This is a genomic window from Aquirufa echingensis, assembly GCF_042714525.1.
Lineage (GTDB): Bacteria > Bacteroidota > Bacteroidia > Cytophagales > Spirosomataceae > Aquirufa > Aquirufa echingensis.
The window spans coordinates 468,702-485,919 of the sequence record NZ_JBBKYA010000003.1; the positions used below are offsets into that span (position 1 = coordinate 468,702).

Below are 17,218 nucleotides of genomic sequence, written 5' to 3' on the forward strand. Positions count from 1 at the left end.
GAAAGCGAATTATAATTCTTCAGATGGAATTCCGTCAGATGGCGGAATAACTAAACCCTCAAACAAGGCTTCGATTTTAGCAGCATAAGCAGCTGTATCATCCAAATAAAAACCTAAATGGGGAATAATACGCGCTTGTTTACGGATTCGATTTGCCAAAGCATTGCGAATGGCTTTATTCTTTTCAGATAATGAATACATGATTTGATTGACATCGTCGGCCAACAAAAAACTCAGGTAAACACGAGCAACCGACAAATCTGGACTCACTTTTACATCCGTCACCGTGACCATCGCGTTGCCGAATAGTTCTCTAAATTCTTTTTGAAAGATATCACTTAAATCCTTTTGGATTTGTCTCCCAAACTTTTGCTGACGTTTACTTTCCATATTTGCTCCGATGCTTTTCTACTCAAAAATCTCACAAATTTCACAATAATAATTGGAATCACCGTAATTTAGCGAATTCAAAATTCAATTATGTTCCAATTTCTACGTTCTAACGCATCTATTCCACTAATATTCATGTTGGTGATCTGGGGATTGGCAACATTTCTGTTTGTTCAGGCAGACATCGAACCCTTTTATTGGGAATTAAAGAATCAATTGATTGGTCAAAAACTGAATGAGGGCTTTCGGATGTATCAAGATATCCGGGATAATTCAGGGCCATTAGCTGCTGGATTCTTCCAATTATTAGACGCTATGTCGATTCCCATGTCCATGAATGCCTACTGGGCAAGTGGGTTAATTATACTTCAGGCATTTATCTTTCAGCGAACCATTCAACGTTATGAATTAATGCCTCCGATGGGCTATTTGCCATTTTTCATCTATGCGGTATTTTTCCATTTCTCGTTAGAATTCATCATTCCCTCGGCAGCTCTGCTAGGTTTGACTTTTTTGATATTGGCCTGGCAAGAAATCGTCAAACAACAAAGTACCTTAAATGTAGATGACCGGGTTTTCTTGATTGGTCTTTTCATCGGCGCGGCGGGACTTTGTTACCCGAGTTACTTTCTGTTCATTTTTTGGGGGATTTTAAGTTTGGTATTTTACTCAGGTATCAATATCCGACAAATGCTCCTTGTGCTTGTTGGCTTTCTCATCATCAACATCATCACGGGACTAGTTTACACCTACCATGGAAATTTCCCTTATTTGATTCAGGTATTCCAAAATTCAGCCATTCAATTTCATGCCCCAGCTTGGGAGCAATTAAAAGAGATTGCCTGGGCTTATATTCCGGCCTTCGGATTTGCCATTTACGGTTTTTGGAAAGTGGTTGAGAATCCCAAGATTAAATCGACGGGGCAGAAAGCGCAGCAAACCAATTTGATTTGGATCTTTACGAGCATCATAGCCATTTTCACATTGCCTGCCACATCGAGTAACAATGTGTTGTTCTTCCTACCGGCATTGGCTTATTTCAGTTTAAATAGCTTTTTCCTATTGAAGAAATATTGGATACGCGAAATGATGCTTTGGCTGATGTTGGCAATGACTTATTTCTCACTTCAATGGGATTGGAAGCTGCAAGAAAATAAGCGCATCAAAGCTTCTGAGATTTCACTTCGCAATGAAAAGTTGATGGTCTTAGGCCCCCAAATTGAAGCATATCGCTATAATCAGATGTCGGGCCCCTTTGTTAATTGGGAACTATCCAAATCCATTTTTAACGAATTGGATCAATTCAAAACAATCGTTCTATTGGATCAATACATGACCCAGGATCCACCCACATATATCTATGATCCAACGGGGAAATTTAAGCGCATGCAAAACTACCTCCCCTATCTGCGTGTGCGATATAAGGAGACGAGCAAGCATTTATACAAACGTGTAATTTAGCAGCAGGCGATTTTACCTACGCGACCTGCATGGCGACCACCTTCAAAAGCCGTATCGATAAATGCTTGCAAACAAGCTTTGGCTTCTTCCAAGGAAATAAAGCGAACGGGTAAACAAAGGACATTCGCATCATTATGCTGACGAACCAATTGGGCTACTTCGACATTCCATGCTAAACCCGCACGAATTCCTTGATGTTTGTTGGCCGTTATCGCCACTCCATTCGCACTGCCACAAAGCAAAAGACCGAAAGTCGACTCCCCACTTTCTACCGACTCCGCAACTGGATGCGCAAAATCAGGATAATCCACAGAATCAGCTGAATAGGTACCGCAGTCCTTTACCGAAATTCCTTGGGCTTTTAAAAAATCAATTAACTGATCTTTGTAATCAAATCCTGCGTGATCGCCACCTACGGCGAATGATTTTGCTAAAGTCATAAAAAAGGAGTCAAATATTTTAACAAAGGTAAGCCGATATCACTTACATTTGCCAATGTTCAAACAGATAAATTATGACCGATCAATGGAGAGAAGATGAAGACCGTATTAAGAAGGTTTTCGGTGACAAAACCTGGGCTCAAATAAAATCAGAAGAGTCTTGGCGGATTTTTAAAATCATGAGTGAATTCGTCGAGGGAATCGACAAATTGTCTAAAATAGGCCCTTGCGTAAGTATTTTTGGTTCAGCTCGAACCAAGCCCGATGATAAATATTATCAAATAGCGGAACAAATTGCCGCGAAACTCGTCCGTCATGGCTATGGTGTCATCACGGGTGGTGGCCCCGGAATCATGGAAGCAGGCAATAAAGGAGCAAAAAGTGAACGGGGACGTTCCGTAGGACTGAATATTGAACTTCCTTTTGAGCAAACGCCTAACCCTTATATTGACCACGACAAGAATATCAATTTTGATTTCTTTTTCGTTCGAAAAGTGATGTTTGTGAAGTATTCACAAGGATTCATCATCATGCCGGGGGGCTTTGGCACCTTAGATGAAATGTTCGAATCGTTGACACTTATTCAAACACACAAAATAGGTCAATTCCCGGTTGTGCTTGTAGGAACGGAATATTGGACAGGCTTATTTGAATGGATGAAAACGACGATGGTCCAACATGGTAATATTCATGAAGAGGATTTAGAATACTTCTCCATCGTAGATACGCCAACGGATGCTGTCCGAATCATCGATGAATTCTACGCGAAATACTTATTAAAACCCAATTTTTAGGCCTTCGCAAAAAAGGCTTTCAGTTCATTCAGTGGTAAGGCATTTAGGGTTAAGGCTTTCAATAAGCCGCCCTTTCTCCCTACCCGAACACCATATTCCATGTCTTTTAGTCCTTCGATTTTATGTGCATCGGGATTAATGGAAACAAATACACCTTTATCCATCGCCTCATAAATATGGCGCCAATCCAAATCCAAACGATAAGGGCTTGCATTCAATTCAATACTAACTCCGTTTGCTTTGCAGGCATCTAAAATCTTGCTTGTATCGATCGGATACCCGTTTCTTGTTAATAACAAACGACCAGTTGGATGACCTAAAATACTCGTATAGGGGTTCTCGATGGCTTTGATCAGTCGGCCCATCGCACGTTCTTGATCAATCACCAATTGGGCATGTACTGAAGCAACAACATAATCAAAGGATGCCAAAATTCGGACATTATAATCCAAACTTCCATCCGGCAAAATATCCGCTTCGATTCCCTTTAAAATCTGAAAATCAGTCCATTGTTGGTTCAAGGCATCGATTTCGGCATGTTGGCGGTTGATATCTTCTTCCTTCAATCCCCCCGCATAGGCCGCATATTGCGAGTGATCAGCAATACCGAAATAGGTCAGACCTAGGGCCCGACAAGCCTCTGCCATTTCCAAAAGCGTATTCTTGCCATCAGAATAAGTTGAGTGATTGTGCAAACAACCCGTTAAATCACCTAATTCAACTAAATCTGTATTTTGGTGTTTGGCTGCCCATTCGAATTCCTTGAATCCTTCGCGCATCTCTGGAACGATAAAAGGAAGGTTTTGAGATGCATAAATCGATTCGACCGATTGAATATTTTTCTGTTGGAAAAAATTTACCTGTGCCAAATGCTCCGGATTCGAACCTAATTGAAATTGTAAACTACTTAATTGGGCTGCATCCGCAAAATGAATCTCAATGGGAATCAAATGCCCATCCAAATGTCCGCGCCAGGTAAACGGCGAGGATTGCTGGAAATCCGTTTGCATTCCCTCGATCCCCTCGATCACCCCCTGCGCACCGAACATGTCGGCAGTTTCCGCGATAAATACAAGGCTCGAAATCACTTCGCAATTTCGGCTCAATTCACCTGAAACTGAAATTTGAGGGAATAATGGCTCAAGCAAACCTAAGAGGTGTTGGCTTAATTTACCCGCCTTATCTAGACGTAATTTGCGGCTATTTTCTTTGAGAAATAAAATATAGGTTTTGACATTTTCTTGAATCGCTTTGCCAAATCCTTTGAGTTGTTCAAGCTGGTTGGCATGACAGGCCGCCAACAAATCATCTAATTCTGTAATCCCCAATTCACGCCAGATTACTCCGACCTTTTTAGGACCTAAACCTTTAATTTTTAATATGTCGAGAATCCCTGGAGGCGTTTGCTCGATCATGGCATCCATGTCGGCGCAAGTTCCTGTTTGGGCAATATCTTGTACGATTTGAACAACAACCTTCCCTACCCCAGGAATGGCATACAGCGCATCTTGATCACAATTCGCAATGCGCCCCGCAAATTTATCTAAACCCCGTGCCGCAAAGCTGAGGTTTTTGCTTTTAAACTCGTTGATGCCATGCACATCCCACAATTTGACTAAGAGCTCGAGGGCATCTACAATTTGTTCGTTCTCCATGCTTAAAATAAAGACATTTGTTGGTTTAATCCGGCATAGCCTTCATGATTCAAAAGCCATTCTTTGCGCCATAATTCACCGGCATATCCGACCATCGCCCCGTTGGAACCGATGACCCTATGACAGGGGATGCGCAATAAAACTGGGTTTTGACCATTGGCATTTCCTACCGCTTGCGCGGCTTTCGCTTGGCCGATTTTAAGGGCAATATCCCGGTAAGTCCAGGCCTCCCCTGCAGGAATCGCATGTAATGCATTCCAAACTTTTTCTTGAAATTCAGTACCCAAATGTGGGGCAACAGCAGATTTCCACACATAATTCTTTTGAGTAAAATAGCCTTGTAAATCGGTGATAATCAGTTGCTCAAGCTCGGGATTATCCGTGTGATTCTCTCCCATGTGTTCGACAAATCGAAGGCTCGAAATACCTTGTTGGGTATATTCCACTCGAATTGCCCCGATGGGACTCGCATAAAAAAGAAAGTTCAGTAAGACCATGATGCAAAATTACGCCCAAAATTGCGGTTTAAATTGTAAAATTTTGGTAATTAACTGAAATTTCCGACTAAGTTTTCAAAATACGTAAAGCCTGAGGACCAATTGTAAATTTAAAATTCTAAATTATTTGCATATCAAGCATTTAATCAAAACAACAAGCGTATGAATTTCACTTTTGACCAATACGATACCGAGGGATTTTACGACGAAATGTTCAAAGAGAACGGCGAAGTTCGGCCGGGTTACACCCATTTCAAGGAACGCGTCGAGCAATTAAAACAAGAAGAATTTACCCGTAGGCAGCAATCAGCAGAGCGTGCTTTGATGGCCATGGGTATTACATTCAATGTCTATGCGGAAAACGAGGGAACCGAGCGCATCATGCCTGTGGATATTATTCCCCGCATTGTGGAAGCCAAGGAATGGGAGAAGATCGAAAAAGGGCTAATTCAACGCATTACTGCATTAAATCTTTTCTTGAACGATATTTATTCGGATCAAAAGATTATCAAAGACGGAATTATTCCCGCGGAAGTCATTGAGTCGTCAAAAGACTTTTTAAGACCTTGCATTGGGATTAAGCCTGCCAAAAACATTTACATCCACATCACGGGAACGGATTTAATTCGGGGAGCAGATGGCGAATACATGATCTTAGAAGATAATTTACGTTGTCCGTCGGGCGTTTCGTATATGATGGAAAACCGGGAATTATTGAAGCAAACCTTTCCAGAAGTCGTTGCAAAAACGCAGATTCGGCCGATTTCAGATTACCCACATAAGTTATTGGAAATGTTGCGATTCATCAGCGACCGACCAGAACCTACAGTGGTGGTTTTAACGCCCGGAATCTATAATTCGGCTTATTTTGAGCATTCGTATTTGGCCCAACAAATGGGTGTTGAATTAGTGGATGCCCGGGATTTGGTGGTTCATGAAGGTTATGTCAAAATGCGAACTACGAAAGGCTTCCAAATTGTGGACGTGATTTACCGTCGGATCGATGATACCTTTTTAGACCCTACCGTCTTTAATCCCGATTCGATGATTGGGATCCCAGGCATTTTTGATGTTTATAAAAATGGGAAAGTCGCGATTGCGAATGCCCCTGGAACAGGTGTGGCTGACGACAAGGTAATTTACGCCTATGTTCCACGCATCATCAAATACTACTTGAATGAGGAACCAATCATTCAAAATGTCAAAACTTATATTTGTTCGGAAGAAGAAGATCGCGCTTATGTATTGGCCAATATTGAAAAATTAGTGGTTAAAGAGGCGAATGAGGCAGGTGGTTATGGCATGTTGATCGGCCCCAAATCGACCCAAGAAGAGCAGGAAAAATTCAAGGCATTGATTTTGGCGAACCCAAGAAACTACATTGCCCAACCTACGATTTCATTATCACGTGTACCTTGTTTAATCGATGACCATGCAGAAGGTCGGCATGTCGATTTGCGGCCATACATCCTCTATGGTGATGGGGTGAAAGTAATGCCGGGAGGATTAACGCGGGTGGCCTTGCGAAAAGGTTCCTTGGTGGTAAACTCATCGCAGGGAGGTGGTTCGAAGGATACGTGGGTGCTTTATTGAGTTAAGAGGTAAGAGGTAAGAGGTAAGAGGTCGGTTTTATAGAGACGCGATAATCGCGACTTTTAGACATTGGACTATTGTCTCTTTGGCAAACCTTTCAGGATTGCCAAAGTTTGAGGCGTATGAAATGCGCCGATTGGACTGATGACCTAGAATCGATACCTCGCATCTAGGCCCCAGACTGAAGTCTGGGATTAATTTATAACCCTAGGCTTCAGCCTAGGGAGTAAAAAGTTCCATCATATCCAAACAAAATAGACGCGATAATCGCGTCTATTCAAATTCAAACGGGGCTGTCGCCCCGTTTAATCTTTTATTTAAACAAGCTCATAATGCCAGCAGTATCGTAAGCAAGCCACTCTTGTACTATTTTACCATCTTTAATTAGGTCAACAGCACTAATGACAACTTTAATCGTTTTACCAGCTTTTGATAAAGCAGCATATTGATATGAAATCACGTAGTTGTTAGCTTCTTTCATATTTTTGTTTTTGTGAACATATTCCCAAATAGGGGCTACTTTCTCAAATTTCACAGAAATACCATTCGCTTTTAAGGCTTTAATAAATGCCACATTTTGGTTTAAATTCTTCTCCTCCAGATTATCATGAAATTTCACATCTGCTGAGTAAAAAGATTTGTAACTAACTGTGTCCATGAATTCTAACGCTTTGATGGAATTTAAGACCCATTTCGTATTAGGCGATTGTTCCAAACTATAACCAGAGTTGAAACCGGTGTCAGCATTTCCTTCCTTAGAAATTTGAGTAGATTGAGCGGATGCAAACGCTGAAATTGTCAAAAATGCGAGTACTAATTTTTTCATAAGAATTTTGATTTTAAGATAGATAAAGATGCAATTTGAGTACCTAAAAAGGTATTCGTGCATGAATGAGGCTCGATTTTGTTCCAAATTGCGGGGTTGGAACAAAATGATTTATCAATTTTCTTTATCTTGAACCACGAAGACAAAACCTAATTCACCATGGGCATTATTTTCCCTTTGTTTGGAATATTCACTTCCTTTATTCTTATCTATTATCTGAGTTCATTAAATAGGTCGAATGCCTTTTTAGCACTCTTTTTCTTATGCTGTAATGTGGTTGTATTGATCTATTATGGCTTACATTACACACAAGACCCGTTTTGGGAAGGAATTTGTTTTGTCCATTTTCTACCCCTATCGTATTTACTAGGCCCCTTGTTGTTTTACTATGTAAAAACCATGGTAACAGACAATCATAGACTAGAAAAATTTGACCTATTACATCTTATACCGGCTGTTTTCATCCTGATTAATTGCCTACCATTCACCACGCTACCATTCGATCAAAAAGCCAAAATCGCTCACGAAATAATCAATGTAACAGAGAAATATAGTCTAGATTTCCAATTTGTATCGTTTGAATCCATACTCGTTTCTAGGACCTTGCACTTAGTGGCATATTGCATATTTTCGCTCATCTATTTCAATAGGCATGCCCGAAAAACGAAGGCCGTTTTGGGGCAATTGGCAACAAACCATCAAATCCTGAAAAGATGGATCTATTTACTTTGTGGAATTCAATTCATCATTTCCAGCAATAGTTTATTACATATGCTGACGGTTGTAGGGATCAATTTTGACTTTCAGAGTGACGCATATACTCAAATATTTACTTCCAAACAGCATTATTTTGCTGTGGCAGGTGGCGGCTTTTTCTTGCAAAATTTCTTCTTGTTTTTGTTTCCCAAAATCCTATACGGAAATGTTTCTTTCAATCCCCAAAATGGAAATTCAACTATTTTCAATGAATTCAAATCGGCTATTCCCAAGAAAAGGAAGCACCTTGAAATCGATGTAGAGATTGAAGAAGAATTACAAATCTATTTACTTACTCTCCCCTTTACGAAAAAGGATTTCTCATTAGCTCAAATGTCATTTGATTTGAAAATCTCCGAAAGAGCATTATCACTCTATTTCAACACGGTTATTGGAATAACATTTAGTCAATGGCGTAAAAAAATCCGTATCGATTACGCCATAGAGCTCATGAACGCTGGAGAATCTAAAAAAATAACCATTGAAGCTATTTCTACAAAAGCAGGTTTTGCTTCTCGATCGAAATTCATCGATGCGTTTAAGGAGCAAGTGGGAATTACGCCATCGGCGTATATAAAGTCGATTGAAATATAAATTTGGACGTTAGTCGGTGGACATTGGACATTGGACGTTTGATTGTAGAGACGCGATACCTCGCGTCTAGTCCCCAGACTGAAGTCTGGGGTTAATTTATAACCCTAGGCTTCAGCCTTGGAAAAAAAGCTTCATCATATCCAAATAAAAAAGACGCGATTATCGCGTCTTTCCTATTTTACTACTCTTGATTCCTCAACAAATCCTCCATGGTTTCCCGTTTGCGAATCACGCGGGCGACTCCCCCATCAACTAATACCTCGGCAGGTAAAAAGCGGGAATTATAATGCGAAGCCATCGTGAACCCATAGGCACCAGCATTCGCCAATGCAATGATGTCTCCTTCTTTAACCTCATTCAATAAGCGTTCATTTTGCTTTCCGGCATAATCAAACGAGAATGTATCCGTTTCGCAGATATAACCCGTCACACGATATTCCGCTTGCTTGGAGCTATCTTGATTGGATGCATTGAAAATATAGTGGTATGAGCCATACATCATGGGACGAATCAAATGATTCAATCCTGAATTGATACCCACAAATGTTTTCACGGGATCATGTTTAACCACATTCGTTTCGGCTAAAAAGGTTCCTGATTCACTCACCAAAAACTTGCCTGGTTCAACCCAAAGGCGTAATTCCCGACCGTATTTTTGGCAGAATGCACGAAAGGCATCACTCATGATTTGGCCTACTTCTTTCATATTCACGCCTGGATCTTCTGGCGAATAAGGAACTTTGAAGCCACCACCTAAGTCGATGATTTGCAAATCCTTGAAATCATAGGCAAAATCAAATAGCGCTGAGGCCGCTTGCTCAAAGGTTTTGCCATCCTTGATATCCGAACCCGTGTGTTGGTGTAAACCAATTACGTTAATATTATATTTGTCAACAAGCGCTAAAATCTCCGCTTTTTGATGAATCGAAATCCCAAATTTAGACTCCGGATGAGCAGTCATAATTTTCTCATTTCCCCCTCCAAAAACATGGGGTTTAATGCGAATCAAACATGGCTGCGACGAACCATAGGTTTGACCAAACTTTTCCAACACCGATAAATTATCTAAGTTGACAATGGCCCCCTTAGAAACAGCATATTCAATTTCCGAAAAATGCACTCCAGAAGGCGTAAAGGTAATTTGTCCGCCCTCATATCCGGCAATCAACCCCATCTCCAATTCCTGTGGAGACACGACATCCATCTCGACTCCATTCGCACGCATTAATCTTAAAATAGACAAGTTTGTGTTCGATTTTGCTGCGAACTTAATCGTTAAATTTATACCAAGAAATGATTGCTGAAGAAGCAAGATTTTTTCCCTAATTTTGTCGGCATCGTATACATAAAGTGGTGTACCAAAATCTTTGGCTAAATCGGTTAACGGAATGTTCTGAATTGAATAATATGCCATAGGGAAATTTATAAGCCACAAAGATACTAATTGAACGAACATGAAAAGCATAATCATTGCCTTATTCCTACTGGCTCCCCTATTTGTCTCTGCACAAATTAAGAGCGGACCTATGTTGGGCTACTCCGAAATGAAGGAAGTCCTCGTATGGATTCAAACAGAAAAATCGGCGGAAGTAAGCTTACGTTATTGGGAAAAAGGGGATAAAAACATCCACAAAACAGATCCCGTCAAAACAGAGAAATCGCAGGCTTTCATTGCACGCATCATTGCGGATGAAGTTAGCATGGGCAAAAAATACGAATATGAAGTATGGGTCAATCGGAAAAAAGTAAGCTTTGATTATCCCTTGGAATTCCAAACGCAAGAACTTTGGCAGTGGAGAAAAGATCCTCCAGCGTTCTCATTCATCTTTGGGACCTGTAATTATGTGAATGAAGAGGCAACGGACCGCCCGGGCCGACCATACGGTGGAGCCGACGAAGTTTATGCGGCGATGTATGACAAGAAACCTGATTTCATGCTTTGGGGTGGCGATAATTTCTACTACCGTGAACCGGATTACACGAGAACGGGAATGATTCATCGCAATGACCATGCACGTGCTGTGAAATCGATGCAACCCTTATTAGCTAATGTCCACCATTATGCCATTTGGGATGACCATGATTACGGGCCAAATGACTCTGATCGCTCTTTTCCATTAAAACAAACCTCTTTGGAGATGTTCAAAATGTATTGGGGAAATCCCAATTACATCTTCCCAAATGAGGGAATCACGGGCAAATTCCAATGGGCGGACGTGGAATTCTTTTTAATGGATGACCGCTGGAATAAGGCCCCCAACGAATTAAATGACCCCAACAAAGACTATTGGGGGCAGAAACAAATGAATTGGTTATTAGATGCACTTATTTCTTCCAAGGCAAGCTTTAAAGTCATCGTCAATGGAGGCCAAGTTGTTAGCCCGGCTAAGGTATTCGAAAACATGGCGAATTACGAAGGAGAGCGGAATCAATTATTGAAAGAATTGAAAAATCGTAATATACCGGGGGTGCTATTTTTAACTGGCGACCGACATATTTCAGATTTGAATAAATTGGAAAGACCAGGCACTTATCCGCTATACGATTTAACAGTTTCACCCATGACTGCTGGAAAAGCGGATGCGGTCAAACTTGATTACAATGAAACTTTGGTTCCAGGTACACTTTTACAAGAGCGTGCTTTTTCAAAAATTGAGGTTTCAGGTCCCTTGAAAGATCGCACAATGACCATCACTTTGTTCAATGTGAAAGGCGAAGTTTTATGGACCAAAGCAATTAAATCCACTGAATTAAATTAACATGGAAGTAGTATTAAATCGATTAGATCAAGATTTTCATTTTGAGGCCAAAGGTTCCTCGCCTATTTCGGTTCATATCGATGCCTCTGAGGGCATCGGGGGACATAATGCCGGTGCACGTCCCATGGAATTATTATTGATGGGATTAGGTGGTTGCACGGCCATTGACGTGATTTTGATCTTAAAAAAGCAACGCCAAGTAGTGGAAGATTTCCAAATCCGAGTACAAGGTGACCGAGAGAAGATTGAAGGAACCGAGAAGACTCCTTTTAGACAAATCAATATTCAATTTGAATTAACGGGCCAAATCGATGGGAATAAAGCGTTAAAAGCTATCCAAATGTCGATGGACAAATACTGCTCCGCTACGGCTCAATTAGAACCCAGCGCAACAATTACTCATAGTTTACTATTAAACGGACAAACCTTCGAAGCCTAACATGCAAGCATATTTAGATTTATTAACGCACATTAAAAAAAACGGAACCTTCAAATCCGACCGGACAGGTACAGGGACAACAAGTGTTTTTGGTTACCAAATGCGCTTCAACCTCGAAGAAGGCTTTCCATTAGTTACGACCAAGAAAACGCACTTAAAATCCATCATTTATGAGCTATTATGGTTCTTAAAGGGTGAAACGAATATCAAGTATTTAACAGACAACAATGTAAGTATTTGGAACGAATGGGCTGATGAAAACGGCGACCTTGGTCCTGTATACGGCAAGCAGTGGAGAAGTTGGGAAGGTGCCAATGGCGTTGTCATTGACCAAATCAAAGAAGCCATCCACACACTGAAAACCAATCCCGATTCCCGTCGGATCATTGTCAGTGCTTGGAACGTGGCAGACCTCCCTAAAATGGCTTTAATGCCTTGCCATGCCTTCTTTCAATTCTATGTGGCAGATGGCAAATTATCTTGTCAGTTGTATCAACGCTCAGCGGATGTATTCTTAGGGGTTCCCTTCAACATCGCTTCCTATGCCTTGTTGACGATGATGATCGCACAAGTATGTGATTTAGGCTTGGGTGATTTTGTATGGACAGGTGGCGACACGCATCTTTACAGCAATCACATGGAACAAGTGGAATTGCAATTATCACGCACTCCGCGTGCTCTTCCTACCATGAAAATTAATCCAAATGTGAAAGACATTTTAGATTTCCAATACGAAGACTTTACACTAGAGGGATATGATCCATATCCGGGGATTAAGGCGCCGGTGGCGGTTTAAACTAGGTTAGAGGTTAGAGGTAAGAGTTAGAGGTAAGAGGTGAATTCAATTAACTGATATATTTCCTTACTTATCAGTTTGATTTATAATATTTCGGATTTATGTAACGATAATTACTAGATAAATCAGAAATAATGGGTCAGACTAACATTATATATCCCAAATCGTTCAAATTCGCATTAAAAATTGTTAGAATTTATCAAGCCTTAGTAAGTACACATAAAGAGTATGTGTTAAGCAAACAAATACTTCGGTCAGGTACCTCAATTGGAGCTAATGTTTCCGAGAGTAGAGGTGCATTTTCTAAAAAAGATTTTGAGTATAAATTGTCCATAGCTTATAAAGAAGCAAAGGAAACAGCCTATTGGCTCAATTTGTTAGCTGCTAGTGGTCTTATGGAAGAATGTGTCAAAGTTGAATTAATGGAAGACGTAGAAGAACTGCAACGGCTACTAGGATCTGCTTTGATAACCTTACGTAAAAATACCCACTAGAACCTCTCACCTCTCACCACTCTCACCACTCTCACCTCTCACCTCTCACCTCTCACCTCTTACCTCTTACCTCTTACCTCACACCTAATTATCAATCACCCCTCCACTCAACACATTACAACCCTTGTACTCATCATCGATATAGATGAACACATCCTCTTTGGCCTTTAAAAACCACTCTTCGATTGCATCGTTTTTCTTACGCGTTAACGCAATGTTCGCAATCTTTTGGTAATCATCCTTTAAATTCGCGTAATGTGGCGGGTATTTCGCTTTGTAATACAAAATACGAACTGCCGACCGACCATCATCCGTACGGTAAGGAATCGGAGTAGAAATGGTTCCTACTTTCATCGAATCCAAAGAGAAATACAATCCCGGCTCCATCGTGCCGTCGAATGGCATACGCGTGGAACGTGAGGCCATATCCAACATCAATCCACCCGCGTCTTGCGTTAATTTATCTTCTGAATATTCACGTGCTGCCTTATCAAATGTCAACGAATCGCGTTGAATAACGATACGCAAACTATCCAAGAAATGTGTCGGCTCTGTCAAATCCAATTTTTGGTAATCCGGACGAATCAAAATGTGACGCGCATGATACTCTTGTCCGCGAACCGCCAATAGTTGAATTAAGTGATATCCAAATTCAGATTCCACAACATCCGACATTTGGTTCGGCTTTAATTTCAAAGCAGCGGCTTCAAACGGAGCGACCATTTGACCACGCTTTGAGAATCCTAAATCACCACCACGCTTTCCACTTCCTAAGTCCTCCGAATACAATTTGGCTAATTCCTCAAAGGATTCTCCTTTTTCAATCCGCCGACGATAATCCATCAAACGAGCAACTAACTCCGACTTCTGTGTTTTGTTTGGCTTCGCTAAACGAACAATATGCCCCACTTCCACTTCAGAAGGCAAATAAGGCAATGAATCTGTTGGAATACGAGTAAAAAATGCCGCAACTTCCTTCGGAGTGATTTTCACATCACTCGTGATTTTATCCTGCATTTTACGGCCCGTCAACTGCTCTTTTAATGACAAACGTAAATCTTCTTTCAGATTCACAATCGATTTCCCATAAGCCTCTACAATGTTTTTAGCAGAACCGTATTGCGCTTCCATTTGATCCATACGAGAATTCAATTCGCCATCAATACGTTTTTCATCGACAATGACAGAGTCAATTTCCGCTTTGGCCAACATCAATTTATTCACCACCAAGCCTTCTAAAATCTGGCAACGATTCGGAGTGTTTGCCTGACCACTCGTTAAATATTGGCTGTATTGCTGTTCTACCTCCGACTTCAGGATAAAATGATTGTCCACTTTGGCAATGATTTTATCAATCAATGTACCTTTGTCTGTCTCTTGCGCATGTACGCCTGCAGAAACGCAAAGCATCACAAATCCCAACAAATACCCTTTCAATTTCATATATTTCATGTTTCTATTGCATAATGCGATTCAACTCCTCCGTTTGTAATACCACGGGAAAACGTTGCTTCAAATTCGTTAACCAATCCTTCTCTAATTGCGCCTGTAGTTCGCGAATAATCGAACTACGTGATTCATCAAAACGCTTCAAACGCTCAGGCTCCAATGCGCTAATTTCGATGTAAATATGTCGGCCATCCAATTCTTTCGTCTGCTTCCCTACTTCCCAAGAAACCCCATCCAAAATCGTATTTTGACCTTTGATAAATAAACCTTCCTCAGCCACCAAACTCTGCGGTTTAATCGCATTAAATCGCTTTACCACATCTTCCATCGATTGCGAGTAAAACTTAATGGCAACACGTGCGTTTTTAGCCTTATCTGTTTTAGACACGGGTTTTAAGGTTCCCTCCACTTTCTCGATAATGCGCGTTGGGCTAATTCCTTTTTTAACTAAATATTTTACCAAATAATTAACGCGAGCCTCAGACAAACTATCCGCTTCCGAAGCATCATGATAACCGGCTAATTCAATCACATAATCCCGATTTTTAGCCATCAGAATGAATAATTCTTGTGCAATTTTCGTCGCACTCTCTAGCATATCTGAATGCCCTAATGCAAAACCAATATCCGGTAAGCGTTTATTCATCGGATATGGCGACTTCACAACCAATTCCAATGCGTCAGCTAATGTCTTTGGCGTATCCGCATCAATGATTTTAGCCTTCGCGCGTGCTGGCATGGTAAATTGTGCCGCATGCGATTGGAAGTAGGCTTGTTGGCGCAAACTATCCAATGACTTCTCAAATATCTCCTGATCAATAATTTTACTGTACAAATTACCCTCAAAAAACTCCTGCATCTGCTCTTTAAAAGCTGGATACTTCGTTTCTAAATTCTTCTCCTCCTCTTCCAGCGTATGAATATCAACAAATTCCTCTAGCCACGTCCGCTCTGAAATACTAGGTAAATAACCCAAAGCTTTTAATTTCTTCTTTTGTTGGGCCACAATAAACTGATAAAAATCCTGAATCGTCCAGGTCTTATCCGAAACCTGCAACAAGGGCATTTTCAAATAATATTCATCCCCAATACGATCTTGTGCAAAGCGCTCAACTGCGATTTTTTCAGCGGCTTCCAACACAACAACCTTATTTTCTGCTTTGACACGCTTCATAAAGGAAGCACGAATCAAAGCACTTCGCTCGGGATCCGTGACTACTTTTTGGCGTAAATACTCCGCCATTTCATCGTAGCTCAACAAAGGTTTTTTGTCTAATAACTTGAATATCTGCCAACCTAAATTCGTCCGAATCGGCTCAGTATAATCCCCTAAACGTTGGATTGTGAATAATTTACTTTGCAATTCTTCCGACAAATCTGACGAATAATACCAGCGGCGTAATTCCCCACCTCTACCTTTTGAATAAGGATCTTCGGAATAATTCTTACAAATCAACTCAAAAGACTCATCGCCTTTCTCCAGGTATTTTTGCACTTGTTCGATGCGATTCTTCGCATCTACCTGCAAGTTTGTTGCAGCATTTACGGGAACAGAAACCAAAATATGTGCCAAACGAATCTTTCCCTGATTCGGGCGGACATCTAAAATCTTAATCAAATGATAACCCGCTGTTGTACGCACAATACCCGAAACACCACCTTTTTCAAGCGCATAAACAGCATTCTCAAAAGCATATTGTGTTTGTAAACTTGTCACAAAACCAATGTTTCCGCCTTTGGCTGCCGATAAATCATCTTCAGAAAACTTCTTCGCTAAATCTTCAAATACCTCGCCAGCCAATATGCGTTTGCGGATATTATCAATTTTCTGATAGGCAATTAAAGTATCTGCTGTCGTTGGATTAGCAGGTAATTTGACCAAAATATGAGCTACGTGTTTTTCGAATTTTAATCGTTGGTATGCTTCCTTCACCAGCGCCTCCGACTTATCCCCATCGATGAGATATGGACTCGCCAATTCCTTGCGAAAGCTTTGGTATTCATCCTGAAAAGCGGCAGATTGAGGAATTTTAGCATCTTCCGCAGCTAAAATCTTCAATTGGTAATCAATATAATCCGATAAAAACTTCTGCTTATTATCCGCCTTGATGCTATCGCTTTCCAATAATCTACGATAATCTTTCTCGAATACGGCCGCTGAAATCTTTTTGCTTCCCAATTGAATAGGCGCATCCTGCTGAGCCCGCAAAGAAAGCGGCAACAGACAACATAATCCAAGTAAGTATTTAACGGGAAACTTAAAATTCATTTTCTA

General features: G+C 40.8%; 16 protein-coding genes. 8 read left to right on the top strand and 8 right to left on the bottom strand.

What is annotated here, in order from left to right; genetic code table 11:
* Nucleotides 1–9 precede the first annotated feature (9 nt).
* Nucleotides 10–390 carry a 30S ribosome-binding factor RbfA gene (gene rbfA / locus SKC38_RS07320; protein WP_377976469.1) on the bottom strand — a complete coding sequence of 127 codons (381 nt, stop codon included), beginning with the start codon at nucleotides 388–390 and terminating at the stop codon, nucleotides 10–12.
* Nucleotides 391–480: 90 nt separating this feature from the next.
* Here rbfA and SKC38_RS07325 point away from each other — a divergent pair, with 90 nt between their 5' ends.
* Entirely contained in the window at nucleotides 481–1,851 is a 1,371-nt protein-coding gene (locus tag SKC38_RS07325; protein WP_377976471.1) for a DUF6427 family protein, read from the top strand.
* Here SKC38_RS07325 and rpiB read toward each other — a convergent pair.
* Nucleotides 1,848–2,291 carry a ribose 5-phosphate isomerase B gene (gene rpiB / locus SKC38_RS07330; RefSeq protein ID WP_377976473.1) on the bottom strand — a complete coding sequence of 148 codons (444 nt, stop codon included), beginning with the start codon at nucleotides 2,289–2,291 and terminating at the stop codon, nucleotides 1,848–1,850. The two genes, SKC38_RS07325 and rpiB, sit on opposite strands and share 4 nt — an antisense overlap.
* A gap of 74 nt (nucleotides 2,292–2,365) precedes the next feature.
* Between rpiB and SKC38_RS07335 the strand changes: the two genes are divergently transcribed.
* On the top strand, nucleotides 2,366–3,085 hold the full coding sequence (locus SKC38_RS07335; RefSeq protein ID WP_377976475.1) for an LOG family protein: 720 nt from the start codon (nucleotides 2,366–2,368) through the stop codon (nucleotides 3,083–3,085).
* Here the strand turns inward: SKC38_RS07335 and SKC38_RS07340 are convergent.
* Nucleotides 3,082–4,740 carry a helix-hairpin-helix domain-containing protein gene (locus SKC38_RS07340; protein ID WP_377976477.1) on the bottom strand — a complete coding sequence of 553 codons (1,659 nt, stop codon included), beginning with the start codon at nucleotides 4,738–4,740 and terminating at the stop codon, nucleotides 3,082–3,084. The two genes, SKC38_RS07335 and SKC38_RS07340, sit on opposite strands and share 4 nt — an antisense overlap.
* Nucleotides 4,741–4,742: 2 nt before the next feature.
* Nucleotides 4,743–5,237, bottom strand: a complete 495-nt coding sequence (locus SKC38_RS07345) for a methylated-DNA--[protein]-cysteine S-methyltransferase (protein WP_377976479.1) — start codon at nucleotides 5,235–5,237, stop codon at nucleotides 4,743–4,745.
* 162 nt (nucleotides 5,238–5,399) lie between these two features.
* Between SKC38_RS07345 and SKC38_RS07350 the strand changes: the two genes are divergently transcribed.
* On the top strand, nucleotides 5,400–6,830 hold the full coding sequence (locus tag SKC38_RS07350; RefSeq protein WP_377976481.1) for a circularly permuted type 2 ATP-grasp protein: 1,431 nt from the start codon (nucleotides 5,400–5,402) through the stop codon (nucleotides 6,828–6,830).
* Nucleotides 6,831–7,143: 313 nt separating this feature from the next.
* On the opposite strand, the gene SKC38_RS07355 is transcribed toward SKC38_RS07350, so the two are convergent.
* Nucleotides 7,144–7,656, bottom strand: a complete 513-nt coding sequence (locus tag SKC38_RS07355; protein ID WP_377976483.1) for a hypothetical protein — start codon at nucleotides 7,654–7,656, stop codon at nucleotides 7,144–7,146.
* A 159-nt stretch (nucleotides 7,657–7,815) separates the two neighbouring features.
* On the opposite strand from SKC38_RS07355, the gene SKC38_RS07360 reads away from it, so the two are divergent.
* Nucleotides 7,816–9,006, top strand: a complete 1,191-nt coding sequence (locus SKC38_RS07360; protein ID WP_377976485.1) for a helix-turn-helix domain-containing protein — start codon at nucleotides 7,816–7,818, stop codon at nucleotides 9,004–9,006.
* A 181-nt stretch (nucleotides 9,007–9,187) separates the two neighbouring features.
* Here SKC38_RS07360 and lysA read toward each other — a convergent pair whose 3' ends face one another.
* Nucleotides 9,188–10,420: a diaminopimelate decarboxylase gene (lysA, locus tag SKC38_RS07365; RefSeq protein WP_377976486.1), complete on the bottom strand. Its 1,233-nt coding sequence runs from the start codon at nucleotides 10,418–10,420 to the stop codon at nucleotides 9,188–9,190.
* Nucleotides 10,421–10,460: 40 nt separating this feature from the next.
* On the opposite strand from lysA, the gene SKC38_RS07370 reads away from it, so the two are divergent.
* The 4 genes from SKC38_RS07370 to SKC38_RS07385 all read left to right on the top strand — a co-directional run bounded on the left by SKC38_RS07370 (nucleotide 10,461) and on the right by SKC38_RS07385 (nucleotide 13,494).
* Entirely contained in the window at nucleotides 10,461–11,765 is a 1,305-nt protein-coding gene (locus SKC38_RS07370; RefSeq protein ID WP_377976488.1) for an alkaline phosphatase D family protein, read from the top strand.
* A gap of 1 nt (nucleotide 11,766) precedes the next feature.
* Nucleotides 11,767–12,204 (top strand): OsmC family protein, encoded by a 438-nt coding sequence (locus SKC38_RS07375; protein ID WP_377976490.1) that lies wholly within the window; start codon nucleotides 11,767–11,769, stop codon nucleotides 12,202–12,204.
* A 1-nt stretch (nucleotide 12,205) separates the two neighbouring features.
* Nucleotides 12,206–13,000, top strand: a complete 795-nt coding sequence (locus SKC38_RS07380) for a thymidylate synthase (RefSeq protein WP_377976492.1) — start codon at nucleotides 12,206–12,208, stop codon at nucleotides 12,998–13,000.
* 134 nt (nucleotides 13,001–13,134) lie between these two features.
* Nucleotides 13,135–13,494 carry a four helix bundle protein gene (locus SKC38_RS07385; RefSeq protein ID WP_377976494.1) on the top strand — a complete coding sequence of 120 codons (360 nt, stop codon included), beginning with the start codon at nucleotides 13,135–13,137 and terminating at the stop codon, nucleotides 13,492–13,494.
* Nucleotides 13,495–13,578: 84 nt separating this feature from the next.
* On the opposite strand, the gene SKC38_RS07390 is transcribed toward SKC38_RS07385, so the two are convergent.
* Together SKC38_RS07390 and SKC38_RS07395 are read right to left on the bottom strand one after the other, a co-directional pair.
* Nucleotides 13,579–14,937 carry a peptidylprolyl isomerase gene (locus tag SKC38_RS07390; protein WP_377976496.1) on the bottom strand — a complete coding sequence of 453 codons (1,359 nt, stop codon included), beginning with the start codon at nucleotides 14,935–14,937 and terminating at the stop codon, nucleotides 13,579–13,581.
* A gap of 13 nt (nucleotides 14,938–14,950) precedes the next feature.
* Nucleotides 14,951–17,212: a peptidylprolyl isomerase gene (locus SKC38_RS07395; RefSeq protein ID WP_377976497.1), complete on the bottom strand. Its 2,262-nt coding sequence runs from the start codon at nucleotides 17,210–17,212 to the stop codon at nucleotides 14,951–14,953.
* Nucleotides 17,213–17,218 lie beyond the last annotated feature (6 nt).